Source organism: Acinetobacter sp. Colony158 (genome assembly GCF_019264745.1).
Lineage (GTDB): Bacteria > Pseudomonadota > Gammaproteobacteria > Pseudomonadales > Moraxellaceae > Acinetobacter > Acinetobacter ursingii.
Genome location: NZ_CP078523.1, coordinates 1187996 through 1209748 on the forward strand (window position 1 = coordinate 1187996; position 21753 = coordinate 1209748).

The 21753-nt window shown below is 41.3% G+C and carries 18 protein-coding genes and 1 rRNA gene (1 of these 19 running past the window's edge); 11 read left to right on the forward strand and 8 right to left on the reverse strand.

Annotated elements, in window-relative coordinates:
* Positions 1–130 precede the first annotated feature (130 nt).
* The 5 genes from mnmE to rpmH form a co-directional block, all read right to left on the reverse strand.
* Positions 131–1486 carry a tRNA uridine-5-carboxymethylaminomethyl(34) synthesis GTPase MnmE gene (gene mnmE / locus JR005_RS04670; RefSeq protein ID WP_218665640.1) on the reverse strand — a complete coding sequence of 452 codons (1356 nt, stop codon included), beginning with the start codon at positions 1484–1486 and terminating at the stop codon, positions 131–133.
* 99 nt (positions 1487–1585) lie between these two features.
* Positions 1586–3334 (reverse strand): membrane protein insertase YidC, encoded by a 1749-nt coding sequence (gene yidC, locus JR005_RS04675; protein ID WP_004986209.1) that lies wholly within the window; start codon positions 3332–3334, stop codon positions 1586–1588.
* A gap of 5 nt (positions 3335–3339) precedes the next feature.
* Positions 3340–3660, reverse strand: coding sequence for a membrane protein insertion efficiency factor YidD (gene yidD / locus JR005_RS04680; protein WP_004986206.1), 321 nt, complete (start codon positions 3658–3660; stop codon positions 3340–3342).
* A gap of 9 nt (positions 3661–3669) precedes the next feature.
* A complete protein-coding gene (rnpA, locus tag JR005_RS04685) occupies positions 3670–4062 on the reverse strand; it encodes a ribonuclease P protein component (RefSeq protein ID WP_004986204.1) in 393 nt (130 codons plus the stop codon).
* Positions 4063–4098: 36 nt separating this feature from the next.
* Positions 4099–4233: a 50S ribosomal protein L34 gene (gene rpmH / locus JR005_RS04690; protein ID WP_000831329.1), complete on the reverse strand. Its 135-nt coding sequence runs from the start codon at positions 4231–4233 to the stop codon at positions 4099–4101.
* A gap of 663 nt (positions 4234–4896) precedes the next feature.
* Here rpmH and dnaA point away from each other — a divergent pair.
* From dnaA to gyrB, 4 genes are all read left to right on the forward strand, one after another.
* Positions 4897–6291, forward strand: coding sequence for a chromosomal replication initiator protein DnaA (dnaA, locus tag JR005_RS04695; RefSeq protein ID WP_218665641.1), 1395 nt, complete (start codon positions 4897–4899; stop codon positions 6289–6291).
* A 91-nt stretch (positions 6292–6382) separates the two neighbouring features.
* The gene (dnaN, locus tag JR005_RS04700) at positions 6383–7531 is read left to right on the forward strand and encodes a DNA polymerase III subunit beta (protein ID WP_218665642.1); all 1149 of its coding nucleotides are present in this window, start codon (positions 6383–6385) and stop codon (positions 7529–7531) included.
* 15 nt (positions 7532–7546) lie between these two features.
* The gene (gene recF, locus JR005_RS04705; protein WP_004986200.1) at positions 7547–8629 is read left to right on the forward strand and encodes a DNA replication/repair protein RecF; all 1083 of its coding nucleotides are present in this window, start codon (positions 7547–7549) and stop codon (positions 8627–8629) included.
* A 47-nt stretch (positions 8630–8676) separates the two neighbouring features.
* Entirely contained in the window at positions 8677–11145 is a 2469-nt protein-coding gene (gene gyrB / locus JR005_RS04710; RefSeq protein WP_218665643.1) for a DNA topoisomerase (ATP-hydrolyzing) subunit B, read from the forward strand.
* An 82-nt stretch (positions 11146–11227) separates the two neighbouring features.
* Here gyrB and JR005_RS04715 read toward each other — a convergent pair whose 3' ends face one another.
* A complete protein-coding gene (locus tag JR005_RS04715; protein WP_004986196.1) occupies positions 11228–11464 on the reverse strand; it encodes a DUF2171 domain-containing protein in 237 nt (78 codons plus the stop codon).
* Positions 11465–11850: 386 nt separating this feature from the next.
* Entirely contained in the window at positions 11851–13785 is a 1935-nt protein-coding gene (locus JR005_RS04720) for an ATP-binding cassette domain-containing protein (RefSeq protein WP_218665799.1), read from the reverse strand.
* A gap of 263 nt (positions 13786–14048) precedes the next feature.
* On the opposite strand from JR005_RS04720, the gene JR005_RS04725 reads away from it, so the two are divergent.
* From JR005_RS04725 to erpA, 4 genes are all read left to right on the forward strand, one after another.
* Positions 14049–15056 carry a putative solute-binding protein gene (locus JR005_RS04725; RefSeq protein ID WP_010588977.1) on the forward strand — a complete coding sequence of 336 codons (1008 nt, stop codon included), beginning with the start codon at positions 14049–14051 and terminating at the stop codon, positions 15054–15056.
* Between the two features lie 266 nt (positions 15057–15322).
* Entirely contained in the window at positions 15323–16327 is a 1005-nt protein-coding gene (locus JR005_RS04730; protein WP_004986192.1) for a putative solute-binding protein, read from the forward strand.
* Positions 16328–16618: 291 nt separating this feature from the next.
* Positions 16619–17623: a putative solute-binding protein gene (locus tag JR005_RS04735; RefSeq protein ID WP_218665644.1), complete on the forward strand. Its 1005-nt coding sequence runs from the start codon at positions 16619–16621 to the stop codon at positions 17621–17623.
* Between the two features lie 120 nt (positions 17624–17743).
* Entirely contained in the window at positions 17744–18079 is a 336-nt protein-coding gene (gene erpA, locus JR005_RS04740) for an iron-sulfur cluster insertion protein ErpA (protein WP_004986186.1), read from the forward strand.
* A gap of 70 nt (positions 18080–18149) precedes the next feature.
* On the opposite strand, the gene JR005_RS04745 is transcribed toward erpA, so the two are convergent.
* Complete coding sequence (locus JR005_RS04745) at positions 18150–19280, reverse strand: anhydro-N-acetylmuramic acid kinase (RefSeq protein ID WP_218665645.1); 1131 nt, start codon at positions 19278–19280, stop codon at positions 18150–18152.
* Between the two features lie 61 nt (positions 19281–19341).
* On the opposite strand from JR005_RS04745, the gene tyrS reads away from it, so the two are divergent.
* The 3 genes from tyrS to JR005_RS04760 form a co-directional block, all read left to right on the forward strand.
* Entirely contained in the window at positions 19342–20574 is a 1233-nt protein-coding gene (gene tyrS, locus JR005_RS04750) for a tyrosine--tRNA ligase (protein WP_171248863.1), read from the forward strand.
* A 386-nt stretch (positions 20575–20960) separates the two neighbouring features.
* Positions 20961–21224, forward strand: a complete 264-nt coding sequence (locus tag JR005_RS04755) for a hypothetical protein (protein ID WP_004994615.1) — start codon at positions 20961–20963, stop codon at positions 21222–21224.
* 457 nt (positions 21225–21681) lie between these two features.
* Positions 21682–21753 (forward strand): 16S ribosomal RNA (locus JR005_RS04760) (it continues 1467 nt past the right edge of the window).

Below are 21753 nucleotides of genomic sequence, written 5' to 3' on the forward strand. Positions count from 1 at the left end.
CTTTAAATTAAAATCATTTTCACATAACTTATACGCAATCTTATTGGAATAGGTTTAAGCTGATTAGATTCTGGAACTCTCCACGCACTCATGACCGAAAGATCATGAGTGTTTTTTTATTTTTGTTTGATTACTTTCCAATACAAAATGAACCAAAAATCTTGCCGAGCAGATCATCCGCACTAAAATCCCCTGTAATTTCACCGAGTGCATTTTGCGCCAAACGTAAAGATTCAGCGACCAACTCACCAGCATGGAAAACTACAAGCTGTTCGCGTGCCTCATCCAGATAGTGCTGAGTGCGCTTCATTGCGTCTAAATGACGTGTTCTGGCAATAAAGGTGTCTTCCTCAGGCTGAAAGCCCGCATGCGCTGTAATCGCCTCTATGAGGCTGTCTACGCCAGTTTCCTGTTTGGCAGAAACCCTAACATGACGAAACCCTTGATATTGGTCGTTCACTGCGCTTTGTTCAAGCAAATCAGACTTATTCCCAATGAGGATTAAACGTTTCGGATCAAGATGATCTTTAAAATACTCCTGAGCAAGTTGTAAAGGATCGTCACCTTGACTTAAGTCATAAACCAACAGCAACAGATCAGCTTGTTCAATTTCTTTAATCGCGCGGCGGATGCCTTCTTTTTCGACAATATCACCTGTTTCACGTAATCCCGCAGTATCCGTCAACGTAATAGGCAAGCCATTTAAGCTAATTTTTTCATGTAGTACATCACGGGTGGTTCCTGCAATATCCGTCACAATTGCACGTTCATTTCCCGCTAAAGCATTGAGTAAGCTTGATTTTCCAGCATTAGGCTTACCCGCAATCACGACTTGTAAGCCTTCTCGCAACAACTGACCTTGTCGTGCAGATTGTTGTACCGCCTGTACTAATTGTTTTACCTCATCCAGCAAAGCTAAAATTTTACCATCCGCCAAAAAATCAATTTCTTCTTCTGGAAAATCAATCGCCGCTTCAACATGTAGGCGTAAATGAATGAGTTTTTCTAAAACGGTATTAATTTTAGTGGAAAAAGCACCCTGTAATGAGCGTACAGCAGAACGTGCAGCCGCTTGCGAGGTGGCGTCAATTAAATCTGCAATCGCTTCCGCCTGTACCAGATCCAGTTTTCCATTTTCAAAGGCACGCATGGAAAACTCACCGGCTTTCGCGGCTTTGGCGCCTAATTCAAATAAACGTGCCAATAACGCATTTTGAATGACAGGGCCGCCATGTCCTTGTAACTCCACCACATCTTCGCCCGTAAATGAATGTGGATTAGGGAAACACAAAACCAAACCTTCATCCATCACCTCATCAGCCGCATCGTAAAACTGACGAAAACCCGCCATACGCGGTTCAGGAAGTATTTTTTTCGTCAATGCTTCTGCGATCGTAAAAGCTTTAGGGCCAGAAAGACGAATCACCCCCACACCACCACGTCCAGGAGGGGTAGCAATTGCAGTGATGGTGGTTTGTGCAAGCATAACAATAACCTAACTATTGCAAAAAAACAGAAATAAAAAATCCGCTCAAGATTAGCATCCTGAGCGGATTTTATCAGCTCTTATGAGTCAGAAAGTCAGTTAAGAACTTACTTCTGGCGCAGCTGGACGATTTTTCGCAACGTTTTTATTAATAAACCATTGCTGAAGAATCGTAATACTGTTGTTCACGATCCAGTACAACACCAGACCTGACGGGAAGAACAACATAAATACGGTGAAAATGATTGGCATAATGCGGAACACTTTGGCCTGCATTGGATCGGCAGGTTGTGGGTTTAGCATTTGCTGGATAAACATGGTTGCGCCCATCAACAACGGCAAGATAAACCATGGATCCATTGCAGATAAATCCTGAATCCAAAGCATCCACGGTGCATGACGCAGTTCCACACTTTCCATCAAGACCCAATACAAGGCTAGGAAAATTGGCATTTGCAGCAATAGCGGTAAACAACCTGAAAGTGGATTGACCTGTTCACGTTTGTAAAGCGCCATCATTTCCTGAGAGAAACGCATACGGTCTTCGCCAAACTCTTCTTTCATACGTTGCATTTCAGGTGCAATCACACGCATCTTGGCCATTGAACGGTAGCTTTTTGAAGATAAAGGCCACAGAATCAATTTCACCACAATCGTCAAAAGAATAATTGACCAGCCCCAGTTTCCTACGATGCTATGGAAAAATTGCAAACCGAGGAACAACAGTTTAGCAATTGGCCACAACCAACCATAGTCAACGGTTTGATTCAAACCAACCGCGAGATCTTTCAATTCAGACTGGATTTTTGGCCCAGAATAGAACGTCGCATCGACCGTCATGGTTTTGCCAGCAGGCACATTGATGGTCGGAGAAGTGAAGCCAATGATATTCATATTATCGGCAGATTTACGCGACTCTAACTTGGCGGTATAAGCCTGATCACCAAAATGACCTGGAATCCATGCACTAACGAAATAATGTTGCACCATCGCGACCCAGCCGCCTTTGGCATCCACATTTAGTTTTTCATCAGAGAAATTAGCAAATTTTAGCTTGTTGTAATGCTCATCAGGTGTCCCCCATGCGCCCCCAAGGAAAGTCCCTAAGGTAAAGATACCTTGATCAGATTTACCTGGATCTTCAGAGTTATCGCGTTTGATCTGCCCAAACATTTGACCTTGCCAGTTTTGCGCGCTACGGTTCACTACCTGATAGCTCACCTGAACTGGATAATCGCCCTGTTTAAAGGTAAAACGCTTGATAATTTCAACACCATCAGCCGTTTTGTAAACCATCGGGACCGTTAGAACTTTTTCAGCTTTACCGTCTTTGTTTTGGCTATCCTTGGCATCCGCTAATGTATAAGCTGTTTTTTCAACTTCATACTGTGGACGACCTTGGCGACTACTGTCTGGGCCATTCAATCCAATTAAACCAGATTGTGCCACATAGGTCCGCTTCGCATCGCTTTCCAGCATGACAAAAGGCTGGTCACTGTTTTTGTCTTTATCATGATTGAGTAATTCAATACGCACAATATCGCCACCTTTAGGATTAATCCAAAGGTGATAGAGGTCAGTTTGTACTGAAATAAGCTGTTGATTCACAGGTGCTGTCGCATCTGTAACTTGTTGCGTCGCAATATTTGCTTGTGGCACATCTGTTGATGTCGCAGTAGCTTGGCTATTTGGCAGGTCAGCAGACACTTCATGAGATTCAACCACAGCGGCAGGCGCGGGTTGATTAGAAGTAGTGCTATGACCATAATCTTTTTGCCAAGCCAAGATAAGCAAATATGCGGTGACAAACATGGCTCCGAGAATCGCAAACCTGGCCCATTGTTGCATATCAATTATCCCAAGTGGTTAAAGTGATTTTGGTTTAATAAACGCTCACGAAAGGGTACAGCAACGTGAGGCTTTTGAGAATCTATTTGCTGAAATGAAATAAAACGAATTGCTTTAGCAGGTACAGGATCATACCCACTCCCTCCCCAGGGATGACATCGACAGACACGATTCACCGCCAACCAACTACCTTTGATTGCACCATAGCGATGAACAGCTTCCAGCGCATATTGCGAACAGGTGGGTATATAGCGACAACGCGGTCCGAGCAAAGGACTCAAGGCAATTTGATAAAATCGAATCAACCAATGCAGGATAGATACCATTGGTCATCTCTATTTTTCAATTGAGGGAGAGATGGTGTTTTGATGCTTGTGTGCAAGACGATTTAACTTACGCCAAGCCAATTGAAGTTGCTGAGTCAGATCAGCATTAGATACGGTTTCAATGCCAAGTTTAGGCATAACCACAATATCAATCAGTGCTAATTGTTGTTGATGCAAACGAAAGCTTTCACGTGCAAGTCGTTTTATTCGATTTCTTTCATGCGCACGGCGCACTTTTTTTTTGGCAACAACCAATCCTAAACGGCTTTTAGGCTGTTCAGAAGGTTTTGCCAAAAATAAAAAATGGGGTTGATGCACTTTAAAAAGCGCACCATCAAACACACTTTTAAAATCAGCAGCACAATGTAAGCGTACATTTGTACCGAAGCTATAAAGTGCCATAACACCCGATCGTGTAGTAATAACGATTTAAATAAATTAAACAGTTAGGCTATGACGACCTTTAGCACGACGGCGAGCCAATACTTGACGACCAGCTTTAGTTGCCATACGAGCGCGGAAACCATGAACACGTTTACGTTTTAGTTCAGAGGGCTGAAAAGTACGTTTCATATCGAAACTCCCAAAATATGATCTTTCTGTAAAGGTTCGCGATTTTATGGTGCAACGACCCTACTGTCAATGAAAAATCAAAAAGTTTACATTTTATTCAGTATTTTTTGAAAATCCTTAGATTTATTTTGCCTTTCCCTAGAAATAAGTCTACAAATTTTATACACAATCTAATCTATTAAATTTATTCTTGTTTTTTATATACCCACAGCTTATTCTCATGTTTATCAACAAGCTTAAGATGGATTTGGTCATTGCGTTGCACATTTGAATTTAAATTCATAAATCGCTAAATTATCCACAGCGACTGAGCCGCTATTAAATAAATTCAAATTTTAAAATTTAAATTTATTCTTATTAGGGCGCGTTTTTTCTGTGGAAAGTGATGATTTAAATTTAAAAAACAGGTTGTTGAGTTGTGAATAACTGTGTTTTTATAAAACTTATAAATTGTGGATAACTCATCTTATAAAACTATCCCCAGCTTATGGTGAAACTTATCCACAAGTGCTTTGAATTTAAATTTAAAGCGTGAAAGGATTCTTTTTGAACAAACATGATGGTTTCGTTCATGACAGATGTGGATAACTTGGTTAGAATGGCGACCCTTTCTGTTGGAAGGGCAGTTTATTTTTTGAATTTAAAAAGAGATAGGGGAATCACATGCTGTGGACAGACTGCTTAAATCGCTTGCGACAAGAGCTCTCTGATAATGTCTTTGCGATGTGGATCCGCCCTCTGGTTGCTGAGGAAGCGGAGGATACCTTACGTTTATATGCGCCAAATCCATATTGGACACGTTATATTCAGGAACATCATCTGGAATTGATCTCAATTCTGGCGGAGCAGTTATCAGAAGGTCGTGTTCGTCAGGTGGATATTTTAGTGGATTCACGTCCTGGCGCGATTTTATCCCCAACGGAACAGCCAGCAACCACTACAGCTGCCTTAAATACGGTGGCAGCACCGACTCGAGTAAAAAAAGAAGTTGCTGATGTAGCATCGACAGGCACAGCTAAAAATTTAAATTCAAAAAAACGCTTACTCAATCCTTTATTTACTTTTTCACTTTTTGTTGAAGGTCGTTCTAACCAAATGGCGGCTGAAACCTGTCGCAAGGTTTTAACCCAACTGGGTGCTTCGCAGCATAATCCCTTATTTTTATATGGACCGACAGGTTTAGGTAAAACGCACTTAATGCAAGCGGTTGGCAATGCGTTATTACAAGCCAAGCCCAATGCGCGCGTTATGTATATGACCGCCGAAAGTTTTGTTCAGGATTTTGTCTCTTCTTTACAAAAAGGCAAAGTCGAAGAATTTAAGAAAAATTGTCGTTCATTAGATTTATTGTTAGTTGATGATATCCATTTGTTAGCAGGTAAAGAAGCCAGTCTGGTTGAGTTCTTTTATACGTTTAATGCCTTGTTGGATGAATCCAAGCAAATTATTCTCACTTCAGATCGCTATCCAAAAGAATTAACGGAACTTGATCCACGTTTGGTCTCGCGTTTTTCGTGGGGACTTTCTGTGGGTGTAGAACCACCAGACATCGAAACCCGTATCGAAATTTTACTGAAAAAAGCTGAAAACAGTGGCGTTGATTTGCCGCGTAATTGCGCTCTATTCATTGCCCAGCAAGTGGTGGCCAATGTCCGTGAACTTGAAGGCGCTTTAAACAAAGTGGTGGCGATTGCCCGTTTTAAGGGATCGCAAATTGATTTAGATGTGGTTCGAGAATCATTAAAAGATGTGCTAGCCATTCGCGCGCGAACCATTAGTGTCGAAAATATTCAGCGCGTGGTCAGTGAATATTTCCGTATTCCACTAAAAGAGTTGATCGGGCCAAAACGTACTCGTATTTATGCGCGACCAAGACAATTGGCGATGGGCTTGGCACGTGAGCTTACAGGTGATAGTTTTCCTGAAATTGGCATGGCTTTTGGTGGGCGTGACCATAGTACGGTCATGCATGCCTGTGAAAAAGTACAAAGTTTAAAAGATGAAGATCCGATCTTTAATGAAGACTATAAAAACTTGTTGCGCTTACTGCAAAGTTAAGCATCAGGGCAGTTGCAAAGTCGTATCAACTCCCGCATAGTACACTGCTAAAAAATGAAATAATGGCTTTCAGTTGTTAGAGGAATGAATTGTGCGTTTGAAAATCGCTAAAGAAAGTTTAGTCAATGTGCTGTCTCATGTTGTAGGTGCGGTGGAGCGTCGTCATACCTTAAATATTCTTTCAAACGTTAAAATTCAGGCCACTGATCAGGCTTTGACCATTACAGGTTCTGATCTGGAAGTAGAACTGGTAGCCAGTACGACGTTGGCTGAGGGTGCTTGCTTGCAAGCGGGTGAAACGACTGTGCCTGCACGCAAATTGATGGATATTTGCAAATCATTGCCTACAGCGGCATTGATTGATCTGCAAATTACAGAAGACCAGCGCTGTATTTTAAAATCAGGTAATAGTCGTTTTGTGCTAGGGACCTTACCCGCAGAAGATTATCCTTTGCTGAATACTGAAAATAGTCAGGGCACACAGGTTCAAGTCACGCAACGTGAACTTAAACGTTTGTTTGAAAAAACAGCCTTTGCGATGGCAGTTCAGGATGTGCGTTTTTATCTGACTGGAACTTTACTGGAAATTGATGAAAATCAACTTCGTGCAGTGACTACAGATGGTCATCGTTTAGCTTTGTGTGAAGTTTTGGCTTCATCCAATGCGACTCAACTGGTGCAAGCTATTGTACCGCGTAAAGCCGTGGGCGAATTACAGCGTTTACTGAGTATCGAAGATGAGCAATTACGGTTATTGATTGGACGAGAATTGCTCAATGTGACGATTACAACACCAAGTCGTGATAAAGAACAAGGTGATATTACCGTTCGTTTTACCACCAAGTTGATTGATGGTAAATTCCCAGATTATCGCCGTGTGATTCCACGTGGTGGCGATAAACTGGCTCAAATTGCGCATGATGTGTTTAAGCAGTCTTTGCAACGTGTCGCGATTCTGAGCAATGAAAAATTACGTGGTGTGTTCTTAAACTTTAATCCTGATGTATTACAACTACGTGCCAATAATCCTGAACAGGATGAGGCGATTGAAGATTTAGCCATTCAATATCAAAATACCTCAATGGAAATGTCATTCAATGCACAGTATTTACTGGATGTATTGAATGTGTTGGATGGTGATGACGTCAGTATGACCATGACTGAAGCCAATCAATCCGTGTTGTTACAGGATCCGACACATACCGATCAAACTTATGTTGTGATGCCAATGCGTGTCTAAAGAACTGATCCGATTATGCATATAACACGTTTAAATATCGAGCGTGTGCGCAATTTAAAAACGGTTGCACTGTCTGGGTTGCAGCCGTTTAACGTTTTTTACGGCGCCAATGGTTCGGGTAAAACCTCAGTGCTTGAAGCCATCCATCTGCTTTCGACTGGACGTTCTTTTCGAACTTATACGCCCAAGCATTATATTCAGCATGGCGCACAAGACGCGATTGTATTTGCTCAATCTGCCGTTGAAAAAGTGGGAATGCGTAAACTAGCCACAGGCGAGCAGTTGATTAAAGTGAATGGTGATCCTGTGGCGACGCAGGGACAATTGGCCAAACTGTTGCCTTTACAACATATCGACCCACAAAGTACCGATATTTTAGATCATGGTGCCAAACCACGACGACAAATGCTGGATTGGCTCATGTTTCACGTGGAACCTGAGTTTTATACCACTTGGCAGCAATATTCCAGAGCGCTGAAACAACGCAACAGCTTGCTGAAGCATTCTCGCCAGATTTCACTGGCAGAGTTGGAACCCTGGAACAAACTTCTGGCAGCTTATGGAGAGATGTTGCATAACCAGCGCTCATTGATGATCGAGCAATGGCAGGTTTTTTTGCAGCAGGATTTACAGCAATTGTTACCTGAGCTGCGTATTGAATTAGATTATCAGGCGGGTTTTCACCAAGAGCATGGATTGTTCAATGATCTGATTCAATATCATGCCAAAGATGTTGAACGGCGATATACCGAATATGGTCCTCATCGTGCCGATTTGCGTTTAAAAACGCCATTGGGCGATGCGGATGATGTGCTGTCACGTGGGCAAAAAAAGCTCCTAATGATGGCTTTAAAACTATCACAGATTGCAATGTTACATGCGAGTAATAAGGAAACTGTGGTATTATTAGATGATTTGACAGCAGAATTAGACCATGCCGCACAGCGGCGATTAATTGAACGATTAAGCCAGTTAGGTAGTCAGGTTTTTATGACCACTTTAGATCAACAAGCGGTACAACATCACCTACAGGATCTGGCTGTATCTTATCAATTGTTCAACGTGGAACATGGTCAGGTTCGGGCTGTCCCCATTTGATTTTTTCCCCACTGGGGATTGATCCATAAATTTGCTAGGGAGAAACCATGAGTTCAGAGTCTCAATCTGCCTCTCCAACAGAACAATCAAACGAAAAGGCATATGATTCCTCTAGTATCAAGGTATTACGTGGTTTGGATGCAGTGCGTAAGCGTCCAGGTATGTATATTGGTGATACAGATGATGGGACAGGCTTGCACCACATGGTTTTTGAGGTGGTCGATAATGCAATCGATGAAGCCTTGGCAGGGCATTGTGATGAGATTATTGTCACGATTCATGAAGATGAATCGGTCAGTGTTTCAGATAATGGTCGTGGTATCCCAACTGATATTCATCCAGAAGAGGGTGTTTCTGCCGCGGAAGTGATTCTAACCATTCTACATGCGGGTGGTAAGTTTGATGACAACAGCTATAAGGTTTCAGGTGGTCTGCATGGTGTGGGGGTGTCTGTGGTCAACGCACTCTCTAGCAAATTGCAACTGACGATTCATCGTGCGGGTCAAATCCATGAGCAGGAATATCATCATGGTGATCCACAATACAAATTGCGTGTGGTCGGTGAAACGGATAGCACAGGGACTACGGTACGTTTCTGGCCAAGTGAATTGACTTTTAGTCAAACTATTTTTCATGTGGAGATTTTGGCGCGTCGTTTGCGTGAACTTTCATTCTTAAATGCGGGTGTGAAGATTATTTTACGTGATGAACGGATTAATCTGGAACACATTTACAACTATGAAGGTGGTTTGTCTGAGTTTGTAAAATACATTAACGAAGGCAAAACTCATCTGAATGACATCTTTCACTTTACCGTGGATGCTGATAATGGCATTGGTGTTGAAGTGGCATTGCAGTGGAATGATAGCTATCAGGAAAATGTACGCTGCTTTACCAATAATATTCCGCAAAAAGATGGTGGAACGCACTTGGCTGGTTTCCGTGCGGCATTGACCCGTGGCTTGAACAGCTACATGGAAAATGAAAGCTTACTGAAAAAAGAAAAAGTTGCCGTTACGGGTGATGATGCGCGTGAAGGTTTAACCGCGATTATTTCAGTCAAAGTCCCAGATCCGAAGTTTTCTTCACAAACCAAAGAAAAATTGGTGTCGAGTGAAGTCAAACCTGCGGTAGAACAGGCGATGAATAAAGAATTTTCAGCCTATTTGCTGGAAAATCCTCAGGCAGCCAAATCGATTGCAGGCAAGATTATTGATGCCGCACGTGCCCGTGATGCCGCGCGTAAAGCCCGCGAAATGACGCGTCGCAAGAGTGCGTTGGATATTGCAGGTTTACCGGGTAAATTGGCCGATTGTCAGGAAAAAGATCCTGCTTTGTCAGAATTGTATCTGGTCGAGGGTGACTCTGCGGGTGGTAGTGCCAAGCAAGGTCGTAACCGTAAAATGCAGGCGATTTTACCGCTGAAGGGTAAAATTCTGAACGTGGAACGTGCGCGTTTTGACAAGATGATTTCTAGTCAGGAAGTCGGTACACTGATTACCGCATTGGGTTGTGGAATTGGGCGTGAAGAATATAACCCTGATAAATTGCGTTACCATAAAATCATCATCATGACCGATGCGGATGTCGATGGTTCACATATCCGAACCTTATTGTTGACCTTCTTCTTCCGTCAAATGCCAGAACTGGTCGAGCGCGGTCATATTTATATTGCACAACCGCCGTTGTATAAGCTGAAAAAAGGCAAGCAAGAGCTCTATATCAAGGATAATGAGGCATTAGAAAGCTTCCTGATCTCCAATGCGATTGATGATCTGGAGTTGCATATTAGTGCCGATGCCCCTGCGATCAATGGCGAAGCTTTGGCCAAAGTCATTGAAGATTATCAAGTCTCGCAAAAAAGCTTACAGCGTCTTACTCAGCGTTATCCTGCGAGTTTGCTCGATGCTTTGCTTGAAGTTGAACCGTTTAAGGCAGATCAAAGTCAGGATCGCCCTTATGTGGAACAATGGGCTGAACAATTACGCGTAACCATTGAAAAGTTGCAGCCAAGTTTACGTCCAGAGATTAGTTTGGAAAGCTTTGAACGTGAAATACCGACAGGTGAAAAATCGATTCACTGCTGGCCTCGTGTGACGGTTTATGTGCATAACTTGCCTCACCATTACTTGTTAGATGCAGGTTTGCTCAATTCGGCTGAATATGCGCGTTTACTGAAAAATTCCAAGAGCTGGTTTAAGTTATTGGAAGAAGGCGCGTATCTGCAAAAAGGTGAGCGCAAGATCAATGTCACTAATTTCCATCAGGTCTGGCAGCAAATTTTGCAAGATTCTCGTCGTGGCATGATGATTCAGCGCTATAAAGGGCTGGGTGAGATGAATGCAGAACAACTTTGGGAAACCACGATGGATCCTGAAAATCGTAACATGTTACAAGTGACCATCGATGATGCGATTGAAGCAGATCGTATGTTTAGCTGCTTAATGGGCGATGATGTCGAACCACGTCGTGCCTTTATTGAAGAAAATGCATTAAATGCAGATATTGATGCTTAATCTGTAAAAATTCAAAAAAACAGGCGCWWWGWGCGCCTGTTTTTTTTGAATGTCCTTATTCAACCCGACTTCCCTGAACCTGTTATTGCCACTGTTGGAACACTTGATCTGCTGTTTTATTGAGTACTACCTGATTACCCTGAATCTGTTGTACCCATTGAGTTGGAATATAATGATGCTGACCATTAGCTGATTGATCATTTTTAGCCAATTTGATCTTGTCCTGACCATCTAAATGATCGACTGTACCGACATGTTGATGATCTGAACCGACGACTTCGGCATGTTGTTGAATATCTTGTACATTGATAGTTGCCATGAGTATTGTCCCTCATATTTTTCATGATGTTTCATGTTATTGACTTGATCTTTGTATCAAGCAGGCAAGTCATTAAATCAAACTTAAAACAGCAGCAGTGCTGTGCCTTAACATCCAGCCTAAGGGTTTTTTAAAACAGGTGTGCAGTGCTTATGTAAGCCTTTATAGCGATTTCATCAAAAGATCAAGCTTTGCTGGTGAGGTCTGTTAATTTATATTTTGATTTAAAATCAAGGCATTAAATTTTTTATAAAGTAAAAACTTAATAAAAAGAGAACGCTATATTTTTTAAAAGACTGAAAAAAATAGTCGACTTGTAAGATTAGGCTAATGAATGTGTCGGGCTGTAAAGCTACAGCCCAATATTTAAATGCTCAAAGCATATCTTAATCAAAAGAGCTTTCCAGCTCTTCCAATTGCATCATGAGTTCCAAAAGTTGCTCTTCCGCTTGTTCTAGTTTTTGTTTCAGATCAGTTTGTTCATTCATGAGTTTAAGCAGATCATCCTTACGATTTGCCTCATAGAGTGAGCTATCTGCAAGTAATGTTTCAATGGCAACTAAACGTGATTGAAATTTTTCGATCTGAGTTTCGCATTTTTCAATATTTTTACGAATCGGTCGCGTTTGTTCACGACGTTGCGCAGCTTCTTTACGTAAGGCTTCTTTATCCAGTTTCGAGGTTGTAGGTGGGACAGTCACTTCTGAAATCACTGGGGCAGCAGGTTGCTGGCCTTTTTTGATCATGTCGTTGCGTGCTTGACGTAGCCAGTTGGCATAATCATTGAGGTCACCATCAAAACTTTGACTATGACCATTGTGAACTAGAATCAACTCATCACAGACGCTGGCAATTAACTGCCGTTCATGTGAAACCAGCACCACCGCGCCTTCAAAATCTTGCAAGGCCATGGTTAAGGCATGGCGCATATCCAGATCTAAATGGTTGGTCGGTTCATCCAAAATCAGCACATTCGGACGCTGCCAGACAATTAATGCTAATGCCAAACGCGCCCGTTCGCCCCCAGAAAAGCTTTCACTTGGCGTGTCCATGCGTTCGCCACTAAAACCAAAGCTGCCTAAAAAGGCACGTAGAGTCGCATCACTGATTTTTTTATCGGCAATGCGGGACAGTTGTAGCATCGGGCTGGCATTGCCATCTAGTGCATCCATCTGATGCTGGGCAAAGTAACCAATATTGAGTAATTCTGAGGCGTAGCGTTGCCCCTGAATCAATGGAAGATCTCCCACTAAAGATTTAATTAAGGTGGATTTTCCTGCACCATTCATCCCCAATAAACCGATTCGACTGGTCGGGGTGATTTGTAAATTAACATTGGTTACAATCAGTTTGCTTGCATAGCCAATATCCGCATGTTCTAAAGCCAAAAGTGGTGAACTCATTTTACTTGGTTCACGAAAACTAAAGGTAAATGGCGTATCCACATGCGCAGGCGCTAGCTCCTGCATCCGTTCCAGTTGTTTAATTCGACTTTGCGCCTGACGTGCTTTAGTGGCTTGTGCTTTGAATCGATCAATATATTTTTGTAAATGTGCGCGAGTTTCTTGCTGTTTTTCAAAAGCTTGTTGTTGCTGCGCTAAACGTTCGGCACGGGTAGTTTCAAAGGTCGAATAGTTGCCTGTATATAGCGTTAGTTCCTGATTTTCAATATGTAAAATATGATCGGTAATTGCATCTAAAAAATCACGGTCATGTGAAATCAGAACCAAAGTACCTTCATAGCTATTAAGCCAGTCTTCCAGCCATAAAATTGCATCTAAATCCAAATGGTTAGTCGGTTCATCCAACAACAGTAAATCTGAACGACTCATCAAGGTTCGTGCCAGATTCAGGCGCATGCGCCAACCCCCTGAGAAACTGGATACGTCCAGTTGAGATTGGTGTTCAAAAAAACCCAGACCTGCCATTAATTGTGAAGCTTTGGCTGAGGCAGAGTAGCCATTAATTTCATCAAATCGACTATACAGATGCGCCAATTCATCATTGCTGAGTTGTTCTGGATGTTCAAGCTGATGCTGAATTGTCCAGTACTCTTCATCTCCTGATAGCACAAAATCAATCGCCTTCATGTCTAAGGCTTTAATTTCTTGTGCCATGTGAGCCACAGTCCATACATTTGGACGGCTTAAGCTGCCACTATCTGCTTCCATTCCCCCCAATAATGCAGAAAATAAAGTGGATTTTCCTGCACCATTGACGCCAGTCAACCCAATTTTCCAGCCTGGATGCAGTTGCATCGATGCTTTTTGAAATAAAACACGTCCGCCGCGGCGAATTGAAAACTGGTCAAGCTGAATCATGGAAATGAACACGCTACATCATAAAGAAAGGCGACCATTTTAAAGGGATATGCAAAATAAGACAAAGTTTTAGTCAGTGTTATCTATTTTACAGAAACTTGAATTGTGTCGAAAAAATGATGCATTTCGTCAGAAAACTGGCAGGATTTACGCTTTTTTAGAGCTAAAGCTCTATTTTTGATTGAGTCAGGCTTAAGATAATGAGTATAGTAATCAATAGAGAACAAAAACTAAGCAAAAAAAGTCGGATAAGGAATGCGATGATGAATAAAGGACTTTCGATACTGGGGGCGACCGTGTTGTCTGGATGGATGACAACTGCTCATGCTCAAATTAATGTCTGTGCTTTTGATTTATTGGGAAAAGCAGGTGACTCCTACAAAATGTTAGAGGAATGGGCGCTGGCGGCCAAAGCATGGAATGCAGATATTAATCTCATACCGCGTCAGGATGAAGCCCAAGCAGAAAAAGATTTTCGCGAAGGCAAGTGCGATGCTGTTTATATAACTTCCATGCGTGCACGTCCTTACAATAAATTTGCTGGCTCAGTTGATGCATTAGGTGCAGTTCCAAATAACTCAATCGCACAAAAAGCCATTAGTTTCGTCTTGGACAAACGCAATAATCATCGTTTAACCACTACGATTGATGGAGATAAATATGAGGTAGCGGGAATTGTTCAGATTGGTCAGGCGTATTTATTTGTACGTGATCGCAATATTAATAATCTTGAACGTGTCAAAGGCAAAAAAATTGCAATCTTGCATTATGATGAAGCCCAAAAAATTATGAGTCAGCGTGTGGGCGCTGTTCCTGTCGCTTCAGATATTTCCAATTTCGTCGCTCGATTTAACAGCGGACAAGTCGATATTGTCCCCGCACCTGCCTATGCCTATAAACCTCTCGAAATTCAAAAAGGCTTAGGCAATAATGGGGCGATGATTAACTTTCCTGTCGCAAATATTACGGCTGATCTGATTATTCGACAAAATAAATTTCCGACTAATTTTGGTCAACAATCACGTCATTGGTTTCTAAATCAATTACCGAAAAATTTTGCGATGGTACGCCGTTTAGAGGCAGGTATCCCAGATAAATACAAAATTAATTTAAGTAATGAGGAAAAAGTCAAATATCAAAAACTATTGCGAGATGGGCGTATCGATTTGGCAAAACAGGGAATTTATGATCCCAATATGATGACAGTATTAAAGCGGGCGCGCTGTACAGTAGAGCGTACTAATTTTGAATGTTCATTAGGCGGAGAATAAACAAAAAATCTTAAAATGACCTAAAGAGTTTTCTTTTTCGATTAAAAAAATAAATTTTAAGAAAACTCTTTATCTTTTAATATTTTATTTATGTATCTTTAATTGAATTTTACTAAAAATAAGAAATCATTCACGATTTTGTACAATAAATATTCATTTTTCCACAAAAAGTGGAGTAAATACTCTATTTTTTTTTAAATAACCCGATTAATATTTGCCGTGTAAGGATACTCCTAACTGGAAATTATGTACAAAGGAACAACAATATGAAAAAAATTGCATTCGCTCTGGCCGCTACCACTTTAGCTGGTGTTTCGGTAACAGCTCAAGCTGCAACAGTATGTGTATTCGATTTGCTAGGGAAATCAGGCGAGTCGTATAAAATGATGGAAGAATGGGCATTGGCAGCCAAAGGCTGGGGTGCTGACATTACGTTGGTTCCGCGTCAGGACGAAGCTGTTGCAGACAATGATTTTAAAGCAGGTAAATGTGATGCAGTAACCATGACTGCAATGCGTGCTCGTCAATACAATAAATTTGCTGGTTCAATCGACTCTTTGGGTGGTGTACCTAATAACCAGATTGCGCAACGCGCGATCACTTATGTGTTAGATGCACGTAACGCTGCAAAATTAACTTCGAATCTCGGTGGTAAAAAATATGAAGTTGCAGGGATTGCACCATTAGGTTCAGCCTTTATTTTTGTACGTGACAAGAGCATTAACTCGGTAGAAAAAGCAGCGGGTAAAAAGTTTGCGGTATTGGGGTATGACGATGCGCAAAAAATCATGGTTCAACGTGTAGGTGCACAAGCTGTTTTATCTGATATTTCTAACTTTGCTGCCAAATTTAACAATGGTCAGGTTGATATGGTGGGTGCGCCAGCCTACGCCTACAAGCCACTTGAGTTAAATAAAGGTTTGGGTACCAATGGTGCAATGATGAATTTCCCAGTTTTGCACGTCACTGCTGATTTGGTAATTCGTCCAGAAAAATTCCCTGCTGATTTTGGTCAAAAATCACGTGATTGGTTTGTGAAGCAATTACCAAAGAGCTTTGCAATGATCAACCGTCTTGAAGCGCAAATTCCTGCGAAATACAAGATGAACTTGACACCAGAAGACAAATTAAAATATCAAAAACTGCTGCGAGATGGTCGTATCGATTTGACTAAACGTGGTGTGTACGATGCTGGTATGATGTCTGTATTGAAAAAAGCGCGCTGTTCAGTAGATAAAGCCAATTTTGAATGTTCGATGGCTGGCGAATAATATTGATTTTGCTAAAAAACTCGGAATAATTTCCGAGTTTTTTTATTTCTAAAATACTGTCAGTTCAGCCATTGATACGGTGTATAAAGTTGATAATCTAAAATTAAACAATAACTTCACATGGATCAGTGATTACGAAAACTTAAACTGAAACCTAAAGGGTTTTAGATACGTGATTTGCTCGACATGTGAACTTATCGGTTGAACGGGATTGAAACATGATCAGGTGTTGGAGTGCATCTGTATGATCAGCAAACAAAAACAACAACGCTCATAATGGAAGGTAAATATATGAAATGGTCAAAAACTCTCGCAGTGACAGCTGGATTATTGGCGGCATCTATGGGAGTACAAGCAAAACAAACCATTTGTGTTTTTGACTTGGTTGGAAAAAATGGCGATGTCTATAGTGTAATGAAAGACTATCAATTGGCCGCCAAAAACTGGGGCGCGGATATCGAGCTTAAAGTCAGTCAAAATGAAAGTGTGATTGCGGATGATTTTAAAGCAGGTAAATGTGATGGCGTCAGTATCACAGGCTTACGCGGTCGACAGTTCAATGCATTTACGGGTTCTTTAGACGCCATTGGCGCCATTCCTGATTTAAAACTTGCAGTGAAGATCATGCAAGGTCTTTCAAGTCCTACATTTGCCAAATATATGACTCAAGGTCAATATGAAGTGGTGGGTGTCATTCCAATTGGTGATGCGTATTTGCTGGTCAATGACCGCAATATCAATACGGTTGCCAAAGCCGCAGGTAAAAAAATTGCCGTTTTAGATTACGATGAAGCACAAAAAATTATGGTTCAACAAATTGGTGCGCAAGCGGTGAGTGCGGATGTCACTAATTTTGGTGCAAAATTTAATAACCATCAGGTCGATATCATTGGTGCACCTGCCGCCGCCTTTAAAGCACTTGAGCTACATAAAGGTTTAGGTACAAAGGGTGCAATTGTGAATTATCCTATTTTACAGGTCACAGGTAACCTGATTATTCGTCCTGATAAATTCCCTGTGGGATTTGGTCAAAAATCACGTGATTGGGTTAAAACCCAGTTGCCGCGTTCTTTTACTATTTTAGGTAAAATGAAGGCGGATATTCCTCAAAAGTACTGGATGGATGTTCCTGAGGCAGACAAACCTGGCTATCAAAAGTTGATGCGTGAATCGCGTATAAACCTGACCAAAAAAGGTATTTACGATAAACGCATGATGAAACTATTGTGGCAATTCCGTTGTAAGGAAAATCCGAAAAACTTTGAATGCGCATTACAGGATGAAAATTATAAATAATCCTGATACAAATAGTCTGAATAAAGTTTAAACTTCCAGAACTGACCATATATTGTGTATGTTATACTGTATATGGTCTTGTTCTTTATAAGACATCAGATTTAGGTTGAGGACCCCATCATGAATGCCCAAGCTCTTGTTATCTCAGATAATGCTGCCAAAAAAGTGCGTCAACTCCGTGACAGCGAAGGGAATCAGGATTTAATGTTACGTGTTTACGTGACGGGTGGTGGTTGTTCTGGTTTTTCTTACGGTTTTAATTTTGCTGAAAGTGCCAATGAAGATGATGCCAAGTTTGAAAATGGTGATGTCACCATGTTGGTTGATTCTTTAAGCTATCAATATCTGGTTGGTTCAGTGGTAGATTATCTTGAAGGTTTGGAAGGTTCACGTTTTGTGGTACAAAATCCAAATGCAACCACGACTTGTGGTTGTGGTTCTTCATTTTCGATCTAAAATTTGATGCATAAAAAAATCCCCAATAGGGGATTTTTTAGTTAGAAAGGGCCTAAATGGTCATGCCTTTCTAAACACAGGTCATAGTTCCTAATACCCGAAATCCTTGTGCACCAGTGACTGACGGCAAGTTACCGCTTTGCTGCGTCATAAAACGCATAGCCAGCCATGCAAACGCCGTAGCTTCAACCCATGTCGGCGATAATCCAAGCACACTGGTACTCTGCACCGACCAATTATGTTTGCGCAAACGCCAGCGTAGTTGTTCCAGTAAATGTGAGTTATAAGCACCGCCACCGCAAACATAGACTTCACCTGTATCCAGATCAGAGCGATAAATAGCTTTTTTAATCGCGCGTGTGGTGAGTTTAAGCAAGGTTGCCTGTACATTTTCAGGGGTATCTTCTAACTCGTCATATTCCAGTTCATCATTACGCCAGTCAGCAAGTTGATCATCCAGCCAGTCAATATTAAAATCTTCACGGCCTGTACTTTTTGGCGGTTCTTTGGAAAAAAATTCATGCGCTTGCAAGCGTTCTAATAACCCACGAATGGGATGGCCATAGGCTGCCCAATTGCCATTTTCGTCATAAGGATGACCTGTATAACGTTCGCACCATGCATCCATTAAAATATTGGCAGGTCCTGTATCAAAACCATAAACATCCTCTGGACGACCTGCGGGAAGCAGACTGACATTGGCAATGCCGCCTAAGTTTAAAATCACCCGATGAATACTAGAATGTTGAAAAATGGCCTGATGAAATGCAGGAACCAAGGGCGCACCTTGCCCGCCAGCGGCCATATCACGACGTCTGAAATCTGAAATTACAGGAATTTTTGTAATCTCTGTAATGATATTCGGATCGCCAATTTGCAAGGTAAAGCCATGTTCAGGACGATGGCGAATGGTTTGTCCATGTGAACCGATAGCTTTGATTTGACTGCGATCTAAATGGTTTTTTTCAATCAGCTCATTAATCCCATGACCAATCAACTTCGCTAGTGTGACATCAGCTTTACCCATGCGATCAATTTCATTATCGTCCGGCAAGGTCAGCGCCATCAGCTCATCACGTAACTCAGGTTCAAAAGGAAGGGTTAAAGTGGCATGAAGATGTAAAGGATCAAATGAAGCAGCAACCAAATCGACCCCATCCATGCTGGTACCGGTCATTACCCCAATATAGATCGATGTCATGATTAACTTCGCCTGCAATCTGCTGAAAAAGTGTTAGTATATCGCACAAATTGAATAACTGATGTGTTTAGGTTTTGTGATGTCAAATTTCTTGCCTGCTGAAGAACAGCTTGCCCTCATTCAACGAGGCACTCATGAAATTATCTCTGTAGAGGATCTGCTCAAGAAACTCAAGGAAAATCGTCCTTTAAAAATTAAGGCGGGTTTTGATCCAACTGCGCCAGATTTACATTTTGGCCATACTGTATTGATCAATAAGCTTAAAACCTTTCAGGATCTTGGGCATGAAGTGACCTTCTTGATTGGTGACTATACGGCTATGATTGGCGATCCAACCGGTAAAAGTGCGACACGTCCGCCGTTAACCCGTGAACAGGTCGAAGCCAATGCCAAGACCTATCAGGAACAAGTCTTTAAAATTCTTGATCCCAATAAAACCAAAGTTCGTTTTAATTCAGAGTGGTTTAATCAAAGATCTGCGGCAGATTTGATTCAATTGGCCAGTCAGCAAACGGTTTCACGGATGTTAGAGCGTGATGATTTCACCAAGCGCTATAACAGCCATCAACCGATTGCGATTCACGAATTTTTATATCCACTGGTTCAAGGCTACGATTCAATTGCACTTGAAGCAGATGTGGAGCTTGGCGGAACAGACCAAACCTTCAACTTGCTGATGGGTCGTACCTTACAAAGCCGTTATGGGCAAGAATCACAAGTGTGTATTACGGTGCCAATTCTTGAAGGTTTGGATGGCGTCAACAAAATGTCTAAATCATTAGGCAATTATATTGGCGTATTTGATGCACCCGGTGCGATGTATCAAAAAGTCCTATCGATGCCTGATACACTGATTGAACGTTATTTCGAATTACTCAGCTTTAAATCCATGGATGAGGTTCAAGCTTTACTCAAAGAAATGGCTGACGGTCGTAATCCGCAAGAGCTGAAAAAGATTCTGGCGATTGAGTTGGTGGAGCGTTTTCATGGCGCGGAAGCCGCCGCCAATGCGCATAAAGGTGCGGGTAATATCATTACCGAAGGTGAAATTCCAGAAGATACGCCGGAAGTGACGATATCTCGTGGAGAATTTGGAGGAGAAATTTTTATTGCCTCTATTCTTCGCCTGGCAGGACTCACCAAAAATGCAGCTCAAGCCAAAGATGCGGTTGCTCGTGGCGCCGTGAAAGTAGACTGGAACGTGGTCGATGCCAATTTCTCTGTCAAAGAGAACCAGACCTACATTATACAAGCAGGCAAAAAAGCCATTGCTCGAGTCACTTTCATTGACTAACACGTACAAAATTTTGTGATATTTCTAAAGCAGACCTCGTGTCTGCTTTTTCTTTATATCCCAATTCATGCTTTGTTAAATTATGAATATGAGCTGTACAACTATGGTGAGTATCACTTTGTTTATCCGCATAAATACATAAAAATAAGTCAAACAAACAGTAAAATGATCACAATCGCATTCTTTTAGGAAAAGGCAAATAAATCCTGTACAACAGAAAAAACTACGGTATAAATAGATTAAACAAAAAATTCATGACATGTTGAAGTTTAAGGAGAGCGTCCTCGCGAACCATTATAGATAAACCCGCATTCATCAGTAAAAATGATATTTACCTAATAGAAACTACATCTTAGTAGATAAAAACAACGAGAGGAGAGCTATCCATGGGATTTGATCAACAACACCTCAACTGGCTTATCACTTTTTTATTTGACACAGATCCTAGCGCTATTGAAGAAGAACAGTATTTATTAGCGCATTATTATCTAGATAAATTAGATGTTGTTGAAAATTACCAATTATCAAGCATGGTCATGTCCAGATTACCTTATCGAGCAAAACTATTTTTCTTTGGGGAAAGTTATATGGGAAGACAGCAAATGATTCGAGAAGTGATTGATGTACGCGGTAATTATCATATTCACTGAAGTCGTCTAAGATTCCATTTATGCTAAAAGTACATGCTTGCATGTACTTTTTTTAATGCCAAGTTTGAAGAATAATCAATTTATGTTTATTTGTTGAACGCTCAAGGCTAAATTGCTGAAAAAAAGTGCATCTATTGAAAATAAATGCTTTCAGGGCTTGCGTTGCTTTAAAAACTGTATAGAATACGCAGCATCCCGACGCAATACACGATGAAGATCTTGGCTTTTAGGGTTAAGGTTGAAGGATTTGTATTGAGTTGAATTTCTTACTGACGAGGTAAGGAATAGATCATTAAGAGAATAGAAGAACAACTTGTGTGGATTTTTACTAATTAATTGATCGAAATATTATCATTGATTAATTGGTTTAAATTACTCGAAGTTTATTTGAGAGAATTTGTCAGTAATTGATGAGCCAGAATTGGCGTCTTGTCTTAACTAAGACGCGAAATGATTTTAACTGAAGAGTTTGATCATGGCTCAGATTGAACGCTGGCGGCAGGCTTAACACATGCAAGTCGAGCGGAGA

What these genes read in the sequence shown, in the direction of transcription:
- mnmE (WP_218665640.1), bottom strand. Translation starts at nt 1,486, where the DNA reads ATGCTTGCACAAACCACCATCACTGCAATTGCTACCCCTCCTGGACGT.
- JR005_RS04730 (WP_004986192.1), top strand. Translation starts at nt 15,323, where the DNA reads ATGAAAAAAATTGCATTCGCTCTGGCCGCTACCACTTTAGCTGGTGTT.
- JR005_RS04745 (WP_218665645.1), bottom strand. Translation starts at nt 19,280, where the DNA reads ATGACATCGATCTATATTGGGGTAATGACCGGTACCAGCATGGATGGG.
- tyrS (WP_171248863.1), top strand. Translation starts at nt 19,342, where the DNA reads ATGTGTTTAGGTTTTGTGATGTCAAATTTCTTGCCTGCTGAAGAACAG.
- JR005_RS04755 (WP_004994615.1), top strand. Translation starts at nt 20,961, where the DNA reads ATGGGATTTGATCAACAACACCTCAACTGGCTTATCACTTTTTTATTT.
- rpmH (WP_000831329.1), bottom strand. Translation starts at nt 4,233, where the DNA reads ATGAAACGTACTTTTCAGCCCTCTGAACTAAAACGTAAACGTGTTCAT.
- yidD (WP_004986206.1), bottom strand. Translation starts at nt 3,660, where the DNA reads ATGGTATCTATCCTGCATTGGTTGATTCGATTTTATCAAATTGCCTTG.
- erpA (WP_004986186.1), top strand. Translation starts at nt 17,744, where the DNA reads ATGAATGCCCAAGCTCTTGTTATCTCAGATAATGCTGCCAAAAAAGTG.
- rnpA (WP_004986204.1), bottom strand. Translation starts at nt 4,062, where the DNA reads ATGGCACTTTATAGCTTCGGTACAAATGTACGCTTACATTGTGCTGCT.
- dnaA (WP_218665641.1), top strand. Translation starts at nt 4,897, where the DNA reads ATGCTGTGGACAGACTGCTTAAATCGCTTGCGACAAGAGCTCTCTGAT.
- JR005_RS04725 (WP_010588977.1), top strand. Translation starts at nt 14,049, where the DNA reads ATGAATAAAGGACTTTCGATACTGGGGGCGACCGTGTTGTCTGGATGG.
- JR005_RS04720 (WP_218665799.1), bottom strand. Translation starts at nt 13,785, where the DNA reads ATGATTCAGCTTGACCAGTTTTCAATTCGCCGCGGCGGACGTGTTTTA.
- gyrB (WP_218665643.1), top strand. Translation starts at nt 8,677, where the DNA reads ATGAGTTCAGAGTCTCAATCTGCCTCTCCAACAGAACAATCAAACGAA.
- yidC (WP_004986209.1), bottom strand. Translation starts at nt 3,334, where the DNA reads ATGCAACAATGGGCCAGGTTTGCGATTCTCGGAGCCATGTTTGTCACC.
- JR005_RS04735 (WP_218665644.1), top strand. Translation starts at nt 16,619, where the DNA reads ATGAAATGGTCAAAAACTCTCGCAGTGACAGCTGGATTATTGGCGGCA.
- recF (WP_004986200.1), top strand. Translation starts at nt 7,547, where the DNA reads ATGCATATAACACGTTTAAATATCGAGCGTGTGCGCAATTTAAAAACG.
- JR005_RS04715 (WP_004986196.1), bottom strand. Translation starts at nt 11,464, where the DNA reads ATGGCAACTATCAATGTACAAGATATTCAACAACATGCCGAAGTCGTC.